We start from the raw sequence: 14,774 nt of genomic DNA, 5'->3' as shown, positions 1-14,774 counted from the left end.
ATTTCAGAGGGGTAGTCGTCGTGTTTTCAAGATACAAGAAACAGCCCGCGGCGCAGCCGGTCGAAACCGCTGCAGCGCCGCAAACCGCGGCCCCTGCGCCAGCGGCCGAGAAAGCACCTGCAGCCAACGCAATTGCCCGTCGGCCTGTGCAGAAGAAATCGGCAGAGCCGGTAGCTTCTGATCGCGAGCGCAAACGCAAGGAACGGCTTGGTGAAATCAAGATCGAATTGCATCGCGAATTGCTGGAAAACCTGAACCTCGCAGCGCTTGAAAAGGCAGGTGAGTCCGAACTCCGCGCCGAAATCAGTGCCATTGCCAGCGAAGTTCTGGAATCCCGCAATATCGTTCTGAACCGCGAAGACAGGACACAGCTTAACAAAGAACTGTATGACGAAGTCACCGGGCTTGGGCCCCTTGAGACGCTTCTTCAGGACGATACCGTCAACGATATTCTGGTTAACGGCCCACAGCAGATTTTCGTTGAGCGGTTCGGTAAACTGGAAATCAGCGACATTACGTTCAAGGACGAAAAGCACCTTATGCGGATCATCGACAAGATCGTGTCCGCCGTGGGTCGTCGTGTCGATGAATCCAACCCTTACGTTGATGCCCGTCTGGCCGACGGTTCGCGTTTCAATGCAATGGTGCCACCGATTGCGGTCGATGGCTCGCTGGTTTCCATTCGTAAGTTCAAGAAAGACAAGCTTGGCATCGACGATCTGGTTAATTTCGGTGCGTTTACCGAGGAAATGGCCGCCTACCTTCAGGCCGCAGTTTCCACCCGGCTGAACATTATTGTTTCCGGTGGTACAGGTTCCGGTAAAACGACTACGCTAAACGCCCTGTCCAGCTTCATCGACGACGCCGAACGCATCCTGACGATTGAGGATACCGCGGAACTTCAGCTGCAGCAGACCCATGTAGGCCGGATGGAAAGCCGCCCGCCCAACGTGGAAGGCAAGGGTGAGGTCAGTCCGCGCGACTGTCTGAAAAACGCTCTGCGTATGCGTCCCGACCGCATCATCGTGGGCGAGACGCGTGGCGCCGAGGTGATCGACATGCTGCAGGCCATGAACACCGGCCACGACGGTTCGATGACCACGATCCACGCGAACTCGGCCCGAGACGGGATCTCGCGTCTGGAAAACATGATCGCGATGGCCGGGATCGAGATGCCGATCAAGGCGGTTCGTAGCCAGATCTCTTCGGCTGTGAACCTGATCGTGCAAGCCAGCCGTCTTCAGGACGGCTCGCGCCGCATGACGTCGATCACCGAAATCACAGGTATGGAAGGCGATGTCATCTCTATGCAGGAAATCTTTAGATTTCAGAGGGTTGGCCTGACACCAGACAATAAGATCATTGGCCATTTCACCGCAACGGGCGTCCGCAGCCACTATTCGGAACGTTTCCGTTTGTGGGGCTTCGATCTGCCTCCATCCATCTACGAACCGACGACCGTCTAAGGAGATCCGGATATGCAACTGCCCGTAGAGGCCCTTATCTATGTCGTGATCTTCGTTGGAGTGCTGCTCTTGGTCGAGGGCATCTACCTTGTGGCGTTTGGCAAATCCATCAGCCTGAACAGTCGAGTGAACCGCCGTCTGGACATGCTGGACAAAGGTGTTGGCCGCGAACAGGTGCTGGAACAGCTGCGCAAGGAAATGCAGCAGCACATGAAGTCTCAGAGCATCCCGCTCTATTCTCTTCTGGCCGACAAGGCACAAAAGGCGGCTATCGCCTTCTCACCCCGCCAATTGATTATGATCATGGCGCTAGTTTCCGGCTTTGCCTACGTCGGATTGAGCATCGGTACAGCGACGGATCCCGTACTTAGGATCGCGCTGTCAATCGCAATTGGTGTTGGTGGCGTCTATGCCTGGGTAAACCACAAAGCTGGCAAACGCATGGCCATGATGGAAGAGCAGTTGCCCGATGCCGTGGAACTGATGGTGCGCTCGCTGCGCGTTGGTAACCCCTTTGTCTCGACGATCCAGATCGTCGCCAATGAGGTACAGGACCCGCTTGGGACCGAGTTCGGGATCATCGCTGATGAATGCGCATACGGCCGTGACGTGGGTGAAGCGCTCAAGGATCTGGCCGAGCGTCTGGATATGCAGGATCTTCGCTTTTTGTCTGTCGCTGTTGGTATTCAGCAACAATCCGGTGGTAACCTGGCCGAGGTTCTGGCCGGTCTCGCGAAGGTTATCCGTGCCCGTTTTCGCCTGTTCCGTCGAGTCAAGGCGATCACGGCCGAGGCTAAATGGTCCGGCAAATTTCTGTCCGGTTTTCCAGTGTTCTGCCTGTTGTTCATTCTTGTTAAGGACCCCGGTTATTACGACGAAGTTGTCGATCACGCGTGGTTCATACCGGCTTGTTTCTTTGTTGGCATCATGCTGACCCTGAACCTGATCGTTATGCGCATCCTTACCGACATCAAGGTCTGAGGGCACCGACATGGAATTCCTGACCCAAATCAATGATATCCTGAAAGAGCATCTTGGAGAGTTTGGGCCACTTATCGTGGTCGGCTTGTTGGGATTGTTTATGATCCTCGTTGCCTTGCCGCTGATGCTGAACCAGCCAGAGGACCCCCTCAAGAAACTGCAACGCTCGAATGCACCACAAAAAGGTGGCAAAAAGTCGAAGAAGGACAAGCTTCGAAACTCAAGCCGCAATGAGCAGCTCCAGAAATTCGCGACATTCCTTGAGCCCCAGAACGAAGAAGAGCTTTCAGCCATGCAGCTCAAGCTGCGCCAGGCAGGCTATCAGTCCAAGGACGCGGTTCGTTTTTTCCACTTTGCCCAGTTTGCGCTCGGTATTATTGGTATTCTGGTCGGCGTGATGCTTGTGACGGTTCTGGCCGGAGATCAGGAATTCACTCCTTCGCAAATGGCAATACGGGTGCTGATCCCAGCTTGTGTGATGTATTTCTTGCCTCGTTACTGGATCACCAGACGTGTAGCCGAGCGGGAGGAAGCCATCGTCGCCGGGTTTCCTGACACGCTGGACCTGATGCTGGTTTGCGTTGAAGCAGGGCAGTCTCTGGATCAGGCCATCGTGCGCGTGGCGTCGGAAATGAAGGTCTCCTACCCAGACATTGCCCTGGAATTCGAGGTCATTGCCTACGAATTGAAGGCGGGTAAAGACAAAGATACTGTTCTGCGTGACTTTGGTACGCGCTGCGGGGTTCAGGATGTCAGCGCCTTCGTGACCGTTATGATACAGTCGGCCACCTTTGGCACATCGATTGCCGATGCTCTGCGGGTTTATGCCGGTGAAATGCGTGACAAACGCGTGATGCGTGCCGAAGAGGCTGCGAACAAGTTGCCAACCAAAATGACGCTTGCCACAATGATGCTGACAGTGCCACCACTGCTGGTCATTCTGGTCGGCCCATCGGCAAAAGGTATCGCAGACTTTGCAAACAGCGCGAACTAGACTCCCGATGACATCAAAAATCAGGCGCATCCGTTTCCGGGTACGCCGCGCGGTTCAGGCCACCATGGTTTTTGCTATGGTGGCCTCTTGTACAGAAACAGGACTGTCGAATGATCTGGATGCCCCCGGCCTCGACCCAAGAGCCGAGGGGGTGGATCCAATTACGGTTGGTAACCGGCTGATGGCCGCAGGCGAATATGAGCTGGCGATGGACGCCTTTACGCGGGCCGCTTTGGATCGGGGGATGACTACACAGATTCTCACGTCACTGGGCACTGCAAATCTGGGCCTTATGCGTTTGGGTCAGGCAGAAGACCTACTGCGTCGCGCTGTAAAAGATGATCCGGACTGGCCTGTCGCGTGGAACAATCTAGGCGTTTTGCTGATGGAAAAAGGCGAGTATCCAGAGGCTTCTCAGATGTTCCGAAGGGCCTTTGCGTTGGACAATGGCGAAAGTGACGCAATCCGAGACAATCTGCGCTTAGCCCTCGCAAAAATGGAAAATCCTGTTAATACTAACCCGGAAAAACAAGAATATACACTGGAGCAGCAAGGCGACGGGCAATTCACGCTGCGCAAGCTCCCGTAACATTGGCAAGAGCAGTAAGGGACGCAAAAATGCGCCAACAATTCTTGATTCCGACTATGGTAGTGTGCGGTATAGTTCTTTCCGCCTGCGAAAAAGAAACCTCAGAGGAAAAGGTGGAACGCACGTATCAGGAGGTTAACGTCATTGACGAAACCAACCTGAATGAGGTGCTGCTGACCGCTGCGGACCCGAATGAGGCCGTCACGTATTTCCAAGGCGCGGCGGCCAAGAATCCGGATCGGATTGACCTCCAGAGGGGCCTTGCAATTTCCCTTACGCGCGCCAAACGCACGACCGAGGCTGCGTCGGCCTGGAAAAAAGTTACGACCATGAAAGGTGCCTCGAGTGTCGACAAGGTCGAATATGCCGGTGCGTTGGTGCGCGCTGGTGACTGGGCGAAGGCCAAGGCGACATTGGATACCGTACCCCCGACTTATGAGACCTTCCAACGCTACCGCCTTGAGGCAGTTGTGGCCGATTCCAGAAAAGACTGGAAACGGGCAGATCATTTCTATGAAACTGCCGTCGGCCTGACCACGCGCCCCGGAAGCGTGATGAATAACTGGGGATATTCAAAGCTGTCGCGTGGGGAGTATGCCGAGGCAGAACGCCTGTTCAGCGAAGCGATCCGACAGGACAAATCTCTGTTTACGGCCAAGAACAACCTTGTGCTGGCGCGGGCAGCGCAGGGCAAGTACAGCATGCCGGTCGTTCCCCTGACACAGGTCGAACGTGCCATGCTGTTAAACACAATGGGTATTACTGCAGTCAAACAGGGCGATGTCACAACAGCTAAGAACCTGTTCCGCGAAGCGATCGCCACCCATCCGCAGCATTATGAGGAAGCCGTTCGCTCGCTCCGCGCGCTCGAGGAAGCCTGATCCATGCATATCCCCGCGACTGCGGCGGCTTGGTTTTTGCCGTTCGTGTTGCCCATCTGTTTTTATGTGGCGTTCACGGATCTGCGCAGCATGCTGATCAAAAACCACGCTGTTCTCGCCTTGGCCACCGTTTTTGCCGTCGTGGGCCTGTTCGTTCTGCCGCCGTGGTCGACCGAATGGACGACCGGTGGCGTGGGTCCGATTGTTGTGACGCTTCCACCTTATCTTTGGCAGCTGCTGCATATTGTAGTCGTTCTTTTTTTGGGATTTTTATTCAATGCCGCTGGCGTCATGGGGGCCGGTGACGCCAAGTTTCTGGCCGCCGCTTCGGCTTTCGTCTGGCGCGGCGATTACAGTCTCATGATTATGATTGTGACCTGTGCCACGCTGGGCGCCTTTGCCACGCACAGACTGGCCAAATACACCCGGCTCAGAACAATCGCCCCCGAATGGGAAAGTTGGAATCGGATTAAGCAGTTTCCGATGGGCTTTCCATTGGGCATGAGTCTGGCAGTCTATCTGATTTTTGGAACTGTTTCCGGGTCATGAACTATCATCAGTCCGCCTTTTCACTGCCTTGGTGATGACACAAAGCAAGGTAAGATTTTCTCCAATCAGCCCCGTGGTGGGCTTTTGGCGTGAATACTGGATAGACGGGCAACGCTCATGAATATGCAGACCACTTCGGTAATGGCCCCCCCTGCCCCCAAGGGGTTGGGCGAAATGAAATTGCCCATCGTGATGATGCGGGACATTCTGCTCAAGACGATGTTCCGGAAGAACGTCGACACTGTCACCCAGGTCGCAGAAGCAATCTGCCTACCGGGCGCGGTCACACAGGAACTGATCGACATTGCGCGCGAACAGAAACTGATCGAAGCCACCGGTACCCTGAATGCCAACAGCGGCAATGAGATGGGATATCAGTTGACGGACGCGGGCAAAGCCCGCTCGCTTGACGCGCTAAGCCAGTCTGAATACTTCGGCGCAATGCCGGTTCCGCTGGACGTGTATCGCGAACAGGTCAAGCGCCAGTCGATCCGAAATATCCAGGTGACCCGTGACCAACTGACTGGGGCGATGGGCCATCTGGTACTGCCCGACAGCTTGCTTGACCATTTGGGCCCTGCGGTCAGCGCGGGCCGTTCCATTCTGATGTATGGCCCTCCGGGCAATGGTAAATCCTCGATCTCGAACGGTATTCGGGATGCGCTTGGTGACAATGTATATGTGCCGCGGGCCATCGAATATGCCGGTCAGGTGATCACGGTCTATGACCCAATCGTGCACACCGCGATCGAGCAGGAAGCCGACGACCCAAACAGCCTGCGCCGCCGCAAGCGGTTCGATACGCGATACGTTCAGTGTGAACGCCCCACTGTTGTCACCGGTGGTGAACTGTCGCTCAGCATGCTGGATCTGGTCTACAATCCAACAGCGCGGACCTATCAGGCACCGCTGCAGTTGAAATCGACCGGCGGCATCTTCATCGTCGACGACCTTGGCCGTCAGCAGGAACCGCCGCAGGCCCTGATCAACCGCTGGATTGTTCCGCTGGAAGAGAACAAGGATATTCTTGGCCTGCAGTCCGGTGAAAAGTTCGAAGTCCCCTTCGACACTTTGGTCATCTTCTCGACCAACTTCCACCCGAACGAAATCTTCGACCAAGCGGCTTTGCGCCGGATCTTCTTCAAGATCAAGATCGGTGGTCCGAACCAGGAAGACTTCCTGAAGATCTTTGCGATGGTTGCCCGCAAACGCGGCATGCCGCTGGACGAATCCGCGCTGGTGCATTTGCTGAAGGTCAAATACCCGACGATCAACAACGTCTACGCCAACTATCAACCGATCTTCCTGATCGACCAGATGATCTCGATCTGCGAGTTCGAAGGTATCCCTTACCAGATGAGCCCCGACCTGATCGATCGCGCTTGGGCCAACATGTTCGTCAAGGACGAGAAAATCGTCAAATAACGCCGTGCCATTTCCGGGATGAGACGGGTAGTCTGCTTGCATGACGCAGATTCCCGCCCGGATCACGGATTGGTTTGACGCCAAAAGCTGGTCCATCCATCCACATCAACAAGACATGTTCGACCGGGCTGCGGACCCGGCCACGTTGCTGATCGCCCCAACCGGTGGCGGCAAGACAATGGCAGGATTTCTTCCGACGCTGGCTGAACTGGCCGCATGTGACCGGACCGGTCTACACACGATTTATGTCTCTCCTCTCAAAGCTTTGGCCGCCGATATCCGCCGAAACTTACGTGGCCCAGCGGACGAAATCGGCCTGCCAATTCGTATTGAAGACAGAACCGGCGACACCTCGGCAACACAGAAGAAACGCCAACGCGTGGACCCTCCGCATATCTTGCTGACAACGCCCGAAAGTCTGGCTCTGCTGACCTCTTACGAAGACGCCCCGCGTATGTTCAAAGGCTTGCAACGTGTAATCGTCGACGAAATCCACGCACTGGCCGAGAGCAAACGCGGGGATCAACTGATGTTGGCCCTCGCCCGGCTGCAAAGCTTGTGCCCGGACCTTCGCCGAGTCGGCCTGTCCGCCACCGTCGAAGACCCCGACGCCATTGCCCGGTTTCTGGCGCGCCACCCCGACCCCTGTCGGATTATTCAGGCTGACCCCGGCCCTGATCCGGACATTCGGATGTTGAAAACGCAGGAAATGCCTCCCTGGTCGGGCGGCGGTGCCGCTTATTCGATCCCAGCTGTTCTGGACCAGATCAAACAACACAAGACAACGCTGATCTTTCACAATACCCGGGCGCAGGCTGAGATTTTCTTTCACAATCTCTGGCTCGCCAATGACGACGCACTGCCCATCGGCATCCATCATGGCAGTCTGGATCGCCAGCAACGCGAACGCGTTGAGGCCGCAATGGTGCGCGGTGATCTGCGCGCGATCGTCTGCACAGGTAGTCTGGATCTGGGCATCGACTGGGGAGATGTGGACCTGGTCATCCAGATTGGCGCACCCAAAAACGTCAAACGACTGGTGCAACGGATCGGGCGCGCCAACCATAGATACAACGCGCCCTCGAAAGCCCTGCTGGTGCCTGCAAACCGCTTTGAGGTCGTGGAATGCGTTGCGGCACTTGAGGCCGCCAAAGCCCACGATCTGGACGGAGAGCCGCGCGGCTCCGGTCCTCGGGATGTGTTGTGCCAGCATATCCTGATCGCCGCCGCAGCCGGTCCCTTCGACGCGGATTCTCTATTCGCCGAGATGACTAAGGCCGGGCCTTTTGCCAACCTCAGCCGGGTGGAATTCGATGCCTGCCTGGATTTCTGCGCCACCGGAGGTTACGCGCTGCGCGCCTATGATCGCTGGCAGCGACTACTGCAACGGTCGGACGGAAAGTGGCAGTTGAGAGACCCCCGCGCCGCACAACGCATCCGAATGAATCTGGGCACGATTCAGGATACGGACACGTTGAAGGTCCGCCTGAAACGCAATCGCGGCGGCAAACCTCTGGGCGAGGTCGAAGAGGCATTCGCCGCCTCGCTGACCCCCGGGGACACGTTCCTGATCGGTGGTCAGATTGTCCGCTACGAGGGACTGCGCGAAATGGTGGTCGAGGTCAGCCGTCAGGCGGACAAAAAACCCAAAATAGCTACGTTTTCGGGCACCAAATTCGCCACGTCCACGCAGCTCAGCGACCGTATCCTTCGGATGTTTGCCCAACCTGACTGGCCTCAATTGCCGCAGCACACAGCGGATTGGCTGGCCCTTCAGCGCGATATGTCGCGCCTGCCACAACGGGATCGCTTGCTGATCGAGAGCTTTCCCAACGATGGGCGAGAACACCTGTGCGTATATGGATTTGCGGGGCGCAATGCGCAACAAACCCTGGGTCTGCTGCTGACCAAGCGGATGGAGGAAACCGGGCTGGCCCCGCTTGGCTTCGTCGCCACCGATTATGCGACGCTTATCTGGGGTTTGGACGCCGTGATGGACCCGCGCCCCCTGTTTCGGCAAGATACGTTGCGTGACGGGCTTGAGAATTGGCTCGCGGGCAATGCGGTGATGAAACGAACATTTCGTGCCTCGGCAACGATTGCCGGATTGATTGACCGCAATACTGGCGGACAGCGCAAAAGCGGACGGCAGGCGACGTTTTCCTCGGACATTTTGTACGACACTCTGTTGAAATATGACCCTGACCACCTGCTAATGCAGATCACACGCGAAGAGGCCATGCGCGGGTTGGTGGATTTTGGGCGCATCGAAGAGATGATCACCCGCATCGGCGACCGGATCGATCTGGTTCGGTTGGAGCGGGTCTCACCCTTGGCTGCCCCGTTGTTTCTTGAGGTCGGGAAAGTACCGGTCAAGGGTGCTGCCGAGGAACGATTGCTGGCCCAAGAAAGCGCCCGTCTGCTGCAGGAAGCCGGCTTGGAAACAAAGTAAAACCGCTTGCGTCGGGCTCGGAAAAAAGCAAAGAACGTACCATGAACAACCTGGCGTTCTCCTTTACCCAGCAAGACCTGCGTGCGTTGGCGTCAGGCGCTTTGTGGTGGCCCGACCAAAACCTGCTGTGCGTAAGCGACCTGCACCTGGGAAAATCCGAACGCATGGCGCGACGAGGCGGCCCGTCCCTGCCCCCCTATGACAGTCTCGATACCCTGACCAGATTGGCCGCGGACATTGAACGAACCGACGCGCAGACCGTCATCTGCCTTGGTGACAGCTTTGATGATCTGGACGCGCTCGCCGCCCTTGGAGCAGCTGAGAAACTCAGGCTCACGGCCCTACAGGCGGGACGCCAATGGATTTGGATCGAGGGTAACCACGACCCCGGTCCAATTGATCTGGGCGGCACGCATCGGTCAGAGTATTCGGCTGGTTCTTTGGTTTTCAGACATATTGCGCAATCCGATGGACAAGGCGAAGTTTCAGGCCACTACCACCCAAAGGTCAGACTGAAGGCGTGCGGCCGAACTATCACGCGCCGGGCATTCTTGCTGGACAACGCCCGACTTATCTTACCAGCTTATGGCACGTATACGGGCGGGTTGCTGAGCTCTGAAAAGGTTCTGAACGAGTTGATGAGTAACCGGGCCATGGCCATCCTGACCGGTCCGCAACCGCAACTCATTCCCATGCGGCGATGAACTCAGATTAACCCGTCGTCTTCGAGCTTTGGTTTGTATTTTCGGCTGACCGGCACCAGATCACCATTAACCAACTTCAGATAGGTTCTGTCGTCCACTTTCTCAGTGCCGATGATGGCTTTGTCGGTGACCCAGTGGGACCGGTGTACGCAATGCCCGGACAAAGGTTCCATTTCAGCGATTGCGTCAGTGAGCCGCGACCGGATCGTAAACGTGCCTTCCGACGTGACGACATCGACATAGTGGTTTCGGGAGGTCAGTCGGTATATCTGCCCCTGGAACGAAGCCGGCAAGCGCCGTGTCAGACGCGGCGCCGAGGGAGGCGTCGGTTCGCTTTTTGGTTCGACCTGACGCATCAGAATAAGACCGGCAGTAAACAGGGTGCTGTACCCCACCACGCGCGGAATCCCCGGCGCGTTGTACCCGCCAAGAGAAAACAGAAGCCAGGCCAACACCCAAAGCGACGGGATAAACAGAACCAATACAAGCAGGGCAAACATAAGATCGCGCGCTGGAACCTTCATACCGGCTTGGGTCCCGTGAAATAGATTTCTGGCCATCCAAGTGGACGTGAGGGCGATTGCCATCACTCCGATCCAGAACAGTAGGCGCAGCACGAATGGCAATTCCGAAACCATGAAAGGAGGAAATGTGTAAGCCAGCATTGGCAGGAAGACAAAACCGGCCACCACGCGCTGTGGGCTGAGTACCTTGCTGTCGAGACTTAGTTTTGACGTCATACCAAATTAAAAGCCACTTTCGAGGACCCAGCCAAAAGTCCCAAAAGCTACCAGAAACAAACTATAACCGGCTGAAAAATCAGCGCTATCACGCCCCATGCAAACATTCAAACATAAATGATGGGGAAATTTACTGCGATTGCGTCTCTGCCGCAGGCATTGGCATGACACAAAGCATGGGTTGGTTGGGGCAGCTCAGAACGTGCCCCAACGTTGTTACTTAGGCCGTTAGCCCTTCGGGTTCCGGCAATCCGTTGGCGCGGCAGCAGGCAGTCAGCGTGTTGGCCAACAAGCAGGCAATGGTCATCGGACCCACCCCACCAGGTACGGGCGTAATAGCACCCGCACGCTCGGCAGCACTGGCGTAATCCACGTCACCGACCAGCTTGTTTTTGCCGTCGCGTTCAATCCGGTTGATACCCACATCGATGACGGTTGCGCCTTCCTTGATCCAGTCGCCGGGTACCATTTCGGGTCGGCCTACGGCGGCAACCACGATGTCCGCGCGCCGTACAACCTCAGGCAGGTCCTTGGTGCGGCTGTGTGCGATGGTCACGGTGCAGCTATCACCCAGCAACAGTTGCGCCATCGGCTTGCCCACGATGTTCGAGCGGCCAATTACAACGGCATCCATACCCGACAACGAGCCGTGGTGATCACGCAGCATCATCAGGCAACCCAGCGGAGTGCAAGGCACCATCGACTTCTGACCGGTGCCCAGCAGACCCACGTTCGAGATGTGGAAACCATCAACGTCCTTGGCCGGATCAATCGAATTGATCACCAGATCTTCGTTCAGGTGCTTGGGCAGCGGCAACTGCACCAGAATGCCATGCACCGCCGGATCGTTGTTCAGCTTATCGATCAGCGCCAGCAAGTCCTCTTCGGAAGTGTCGACCTCCAGCTTGTGCTCGTACGAGTTCATACCGACCTCGATGGTCATCTTGCCCTTGGAGCGGACATAGACCTGGCTCGCTGGGTCCTCGCCCACCAGAACCACCGCCAGACCGGGGGTGATGCCGTTTTCTTCTTTCAGCTTTGCAACCTGATCGGCAACCTGCCCGCGCACCTTGGCGGCAAAGGCCTTCCCATCGATAACCTGCGCTACCATCCTTTGATCCCTTCTTTCAAAAACGGATCGGGCGCATGGGGCGCCCGGTCATTCAGTCTGGGCCGAGTACACGCTCTTCGCGGGCAATCGACCAGTCAATCAATATGCGCCACAACTGTTCAGCAAGGTCCGGGTCCATTCCCAGCTCAGCTGAACTTGTGCGCACGCGCTGCACCACTTCTTCGACACGATCCGGGATTCGAGCAGGCAAGCCCTCGCCCGGCTTCAGCTCAGACGCGCGGTCAATGTAACTTGCACGCGTCACCAACATTTCGATCAGTTGGCGGTCCAGCTTGTCGATCTGAGGCCGCAATTCCTGCATCGATTGGCAGTCTTGCGGCGGTGTCAGAGTGGGCATGTTCGTCTCCTCATGGCCCGGGGGATTCCCCGGACCACGAGATGTCCTATTCGGCGGCTTAGAACAAGCCCTCGATCTCACCTGCGTCATTGAGGCAGATGGTTTCCGCAGCCGGTTTGCGCGGCAGACCAGGCATGGTCATGATCTCACCGCAGACAACCACGATGAAACCGGCACCTGCGGACAGGCGAACTTCGCGTACCGGAACCGAGTGGCCGGTCGGCGCGCCGCGCAGGGTCGGGTCAGTCGAGAACGAGTACTGGGTCTTCGCCATGCAGACCGGCAGGTTACCATAGCCCGCTTCTTCCCACTCGCGCAGCTGGTTGCGGATTTTGTTGTCGGCCAAAACCTCGTCAGCGCGGTAGATGCGCTTGGCGATTGTTTCGATCTTCTGGAACAGCGGCATGTCGTCGGGGTAGATCGGCGAGAAGTTCGCAGCACCATTTTCGACGATTTCCACAACTTTCTCAGCCAGAGGCGCAGAGCCATCCGAACCCAATTCCCAGTGACGGGACAAGATCGCCTCGACACCGTGCTCGGCACAGTAGTCTTTGACGGCCTGAACTTCGTCATCGGTATCGGTTACGAAGTGGTTGATTGCGACGACGACCGGAACGCCAAAGGACTTAACGTTTTCAATGTGGCGGCCCAGGTTGGCACAGCCCGACTGAACTGCATCAACGTTTTCCGCGCCCAGATCGGCTTTGGCAACGCCGCCGTTCATCTTCATCGCGCGCACGGTGGCAACCAGAACCACAGCCGACGGTGCGATGCCCGCCTTACGGCACTTGATGTTCATGAACTTCTCGGCACCCAGGTCGGCACCAAAGCCCGCTTCGGTCACGACATAGTCGGCAACTTTCAGAGCGGTCTTGGTCGCGATGACCGAGTTACAGCCGTGTGCGATGTTCGCGAACGGCCCACCGTGGACAAATGCCGGGTTGTTTTCAAGCGTCTGTACCAGGTTCGGCTGCATGGCATCTTTCAGCAGAACGGTCATTGCGCCTTCGGCTTTGATGTCGCGGCAGTAGACCGGGGTCTTGTCGCGGCGATAGGCCACGATGATGTCGCCCAGACGCTTTTCCAGGTCTTTCAGGTCGTTCGCCAGGCAGAGGATCGCCATAACTTCGGAGGCCACAGTGATGTCATATCCCGCTTCGCGTGGGAAACCGTTCGAGACACCGCCCAGCGAGCAGGTGATCTGACGCAGGGCGCGGTCGTTCATGTCGACGACACGACGCCACACGACGCGACGCATGTCGATCTCGCACTCGTTGCCCCAGTAGATGTGGTTGTCGATCATCGCCGACAGCAGCGAGTGGGCCGAGGTGATCGCGTGGAAGTCGCCGGTGAAGTGCAGGTTCATCTCTTCCATCGGAACAACCTGCGCGTAACCGCCACCTGCTGCGCCGCCCTTCATACCGAAGTTCGGGCCAAGCGATGCTTCACGGATACAGATCATCGCGTTTTTGCCGATGCGGTTCAGGCCATCGCCCAGACCCACAGTGGTAGTGGTTTTACCTTCACCCGCAGGAGTCGGGTTGATCGCGGTGACCAGGATCAGTTTGCCGTCTTCGCGGTCCTGAACCGAGTTGATGAAGTCCTGGCTGACCTTCGCCTTGTCGTGGCCGTAAGGCAGCAGATCGTCGCTGGAGATGCCCAGCTTTGCGCCGATTTCCTGAATCGGCTTCTTGTTCGCTTCACGAGCGATTTCGATGTCGGATTTGTAGCTCATTGGGCAATATCCCTGATTAAATACCGTGCAAACCGGCGCAGATGGGCCGATGCTGGCCAATCCATACCGTTGTGTACAATCGCGATGGATATAGATTCCGACATAATCATGCCATGAAACGGCGTAGCGTCAATTCGCCGGTTTCAAATCGGAAACGGTTGGCCTCTATGGCGCCCAGGCTCTTTGATCCGGTACGAACAACGTCATCCGATCCCCCAGCCGCAGCTGTCCGGGGCGTTCCACCCACGCCGTCACACCCCGACGACCCTTTGCCGCAGGCTTGAAGGACGCGCCGTAACCCGGCTGATCCGCCTCGATCTCACGTCCGGGGATGACGCAAGGGCGGTTTTCCATATCCACTGTAATCGTCACGCCATCGCGGACCTGCAGACGCGAAGCTGGAGGGATATGCGTGAAATCGGGAATACCCCGCAACAGAATGCTGACCCCCAGGAAGGAGGGATCGAGACGATCCAGCCCCATCTCTTTGGCCGTGTCATCCATCTCTTCTGCGGACAGGATCGACAACTGGCGGACATTACGGATTTCAGTCCCTTGAGGATACAGGTTCTTGACCCTGACACAGGAGGCTCGATTAACACCCTCGTGTCGCGTACCTTTCTCGCCTGCGAAGTCCAGATCCAAGGATTCGACAGCCTTGGCGCGGATCGAGTCGCCGTCAGGTACATGCCCCAGCCAGACAACTTCACCCGTGAATTCTGTTTCGCGCAATACCGGCATCAAAAGCCCCTTTTAAAATGCTTATTAAAAAGCAATAGAGGCCAGCCG

Annotated in this window: 14 protein-coding genes; 9 read left to right on the top strand and 5 right to left on the bottom strand. The window is 56.8% G+C overall.

What is annotated here, in order from left to right:
- The first annotated feature begins 20 nt into the window (after positions 1-20).
- The 9 genes from ACR0J0_RS09135 to pdeM all read left to right on the top strand — a co-directional run bounded on the left by ACR0J0_RS09135 (position 21) and on the right by pdeM (position 10,041).
- Positions 21-1,466: a TadA family conjugal transfer-associated ATPase gene (locus ACR0J0_RS09135; RefSeq protein WP_480663175.1), complete on the top strand. Its 1,446-nt coding sequence runs from the start codon at positions 21-23 to the stop codon at positions 1,464-1,466.
- 12 nt (positions 1,467-1,478) lie between these two features.
- A complete protein-coding gene (locus ACR0J0_RS09130; RefSeq protein WP_480663173.1) occupies positions 1,479-2,447 on the top strand; it encodes a type II secretion system F family protein in 969 nt (322 codons plus the stop codon).
- A 10-nt stretch (positions 2,448-2,457) separates the two neighbouring features.
- Positions 2,458-3,441 carry a type II secretion system F family protein gene (locus tag ACR0J0_RS09125; protein WP_480663171.1) on the top strand — a complete coding sequence of 328 codons (984 nt, stop codon included), beginning with the start codon at positions 2,458-2,460 and terminating at the stop codon, positions 3,439-3,441.
- Positions 3,442-3,448: 7 nt separating this feature from the next.
- On the top strand, positions 3,449-4,030 hold the full coding sequence (locus ACR0J0_RS09120) for a tetratricopeptide repeat protein (protein ID WP_480663169.1): 582 nt from the start codon (positions 3,449-3,451) through the stop codon (positions 4,028-4,030).
- Between the two features lie 29 nt (positions 4,031-4,059).
- Positions 4,060-4,911 (top strand): tetratricopeptide repeat protein, encoded by an 852-nt coding sequence (locus ACR0J0_RS09115; RefSeq protein WP_480663167.1) that lies wholly within the window; start codon positions 4,060-4,062, stop codon positions 4,909-4,911.
- A 3-nt stretch (positions 4,912-4,914) separates the two neighbouring features.
- The gene (locus ACR0J0_RS09110; protein WP_480663165.1) at positions 4,915-5,460 is read left to right on the top strand and encodes a prepilin peptidase; all 546 of its coding nucleotides are present in this window, start codon (positions 4,915-4,917) and stop codon (positions 5,458-5,460) included.
- 117 nt (positions 5,461-5,577) lie between these two features.
- A complete protein-coding gene (locus ACR0J0_RS09105; protein ID WP_480663164.1) occupies positions 5,578-6,885 on the top strand; it encodes a P-loop NTPase family protein in 1,308 nt (435 codons plus the stop codon).
- A 40-nt stretch (positions 6,886-6,925) separates the two neighbouring features.
- The gene (locus tag ACR0J0_RS09100) at positions 6,926-9,337 is read left to right on the top strand and encodes a ligase-associated DNA damage response DEXH box helicase (RefSeq protein ID WP_480663162.1); all 2,412 of its coding nucleotides are present in this window, start codon (positions 6,926-6,928) and stop codon (positions 9,335-9,337) included.
- A gap of 41 nt (positions 9,338-9,378) precedes the next feature.
- Positions 9,379-10,041 (top strand): ligase-associated DNA damage response endonuclease PdeM, encoded by a 663-nt coding sequence (gene pdeM / locus ACR0J0_RS09095; RefSeq protein WP_480663160.1) that lies wholly within the window; start codon positions 9,379-9,381, stop codon positions 10,039-10,041.
- Between the two features lie 2 nt (positions 10,042-10,043).
- Here pdeM and ACR0J0_RS09090 read toward each other — a convergent pair whose 3' ends face one another.
- The 5 genes from ACR0J0_RS09090 to ACR0J0_RS09070 form a co-directional block, all read right to left on the bottom strand.
- The gene (locus tag ACR0J0_RS09090; RefSeq protein WP_480663158.1) at positions 10,044-10,781 is read right to left on the bottom strand and encodes a LytTR family DNA-binding domain-containing protein; all 738 of its coding nucleotides are present in this window, start codon (positions 10,779-10,781) and stop codon (positions 10,044-10,046) included.
- Between the two features lie 220 nt (positions 10,782-11,001).
- On the bottom strand, positions 11,002-11,892 hold the full coding sequence (folD, locus tag ACR0J0_RS09085; protein ID WP_480663156.1) for a bifunctional methylenetetrahydrofolate dehydrogenase/methenyltetrahydrofolate cyclohydrolase FolD: 891 nt from the start codon (positions 11,890-11,892) through the stop codon (positions 11,002-11,004).
- 52 nt (positions 11,893-11,944) lie between these two features.
- Positions 11,945-12,250 carry a chorismate mutase gene (locus tag ACR0J0_RS09080; protein ID WP_480663154.1) on the bottom strand — a complete coding sequence of 102 codons (306 nt, stop codon included), beginning with the start codon at positions 12,248-12,250 and terminating at the stop codon, positions 11,945-11,947.
- A 58-nt stretch (positions 12,251-12,308) separates the two neighbouring features.
- Positions 12,309-13,985: a formate--tetrahydrofolate ligase gene (locus ACR0J0_RS09075; protein WP_480663152.1), complete on the bottom strand. Its 1,677-nt coding sequence runs from the start codon at positions 13,983-13,985 to the stop codon at positions 12,309-12,311.
- A gap of 165 nt (positions 13,986-14,150) precedes the next feature.
- The gene (locus tag ACR0J0_RS09070) at positions 14,151-14,726 is read right to left on the bottom strand and encodes an MOSC domain-containing protein (RefSeq protein ID WP_480663150.1); all 576 of its coding nucleotides are present in this window, start codon (positions 14,724-14,726) and stop codon (positions 14,151-14,153) included.
- Between the last annotated feature and the right edge of the window lie 48 nt (positions 14,727-14,774).

This window comes from Ruegeria sp. BF12, from assembly GCF_056538705.1.
The sequence above is the reverse complement of the archived record's forward strand: the minus strand, read 5'-3'. Positions and strand labels throughout refer to the sequence as shown.

What these genes read in the sequence shown, in the direction of transcription:
- ACR0J0_RS09130 (WP_480663173.1), top strand. Translation starts at nt 1,479, where the DNA reads ATGCAACTGCCCGTAGAGGCCCTTATCTATGTCGTGATCTTCGTTGGA.
- ACR0J0_RS09125 (WP_480663171.1), top strand. Translation starts at nt 2,458, where the DNA reads ATGGAATTCCTGACCCAAATCAATGATATCCTGAAAGAGCATCTTGGA.
- ACR0J0_RS09120 (WP_480663169.1), top strand. Translation starts at nt 3,449, where the DNA reads ATGACATCAAAAATCAGGCGCATCCGTTTCCGGGTACGCCGCGCGGTT.
- ACR0J0_RS09115 (WP_480663167.1), top strand. Translation starts at nt 4,060, where the DNA reads ATGCGCCAACAATTCTTGATTCCGACTATGGTAGTGTGCGGTATAGTT.
- ACR0J0_RS09110 (WP_480663165.1), top strand. Translation starts at nt 4,915, where the DNA reads ATGCATATCCCCGCGACTGCGGCGGCTTGGTTTTTGCCGTTCGTGTTG.
- ACR0J0_RS09105 (WP_480663164.1), top strand. Translation starts at nt 5,578, where the DNA reads ATGAATATGCAGACCACTTCGGTAATGGCCCCCCCTGCCCCCAAGGGG.
- ACR0J0_RS09100 (WP_480663162.1), top strand. Translation starts at nt 6,926, where the DNA reads ATGACGCAGATTCCCGCCCGGATCACGGATTGGTTTGACGCCAAAAGC.
- pdeM (WP_480663160.1), top strand. Translation starts at nt 9,379, where the DNA reads ATGAACAACCTGGCGTTCTCCTTTACCCAGCAAGACCTGCGTGCGTTG.
- ACR0J0_RS09090 (WP_480663158.1), bottom strand. Translation starts at nt 10,781, where the DNA reads ATGACGTCAAAACTAAGTCTCGACAGCAAGGTACTCAGCCCACAGCGC.
- folD (WP_480663156.1), bottom strand. Translation starts at nt 11,892, where the DNA reads ATGGTAGCGCAGGTTATCGATGGGAAGGCCTTTGCCGCCAAGGTGCGC.
- ACR0J0_RS09080 (WP_480663154.1), bottom strand. Translation starts at nt 12,250, where the DNA reads ATGCCCACTCTGACACCGCCGCAAGACTGCCAATCGATGCAGGAATTG.
- ACR0J0_RS09075 (WP_480663152.1), bottom strand. Translation starts at nt 13,985, where the DNA reads ATGAGCTACAAATCCGACATCGAAATCGCTCGTGAAGCGAACAAGAAG.
- ACR0J0_RS09070 (WP_480663150.1), bottom strand. Translation starts at nt 14,726, where the DNA reads ATGCCGGTATTGCGCGAAACAGAATTCACGGGTGAAGTTGTCTGGCTG.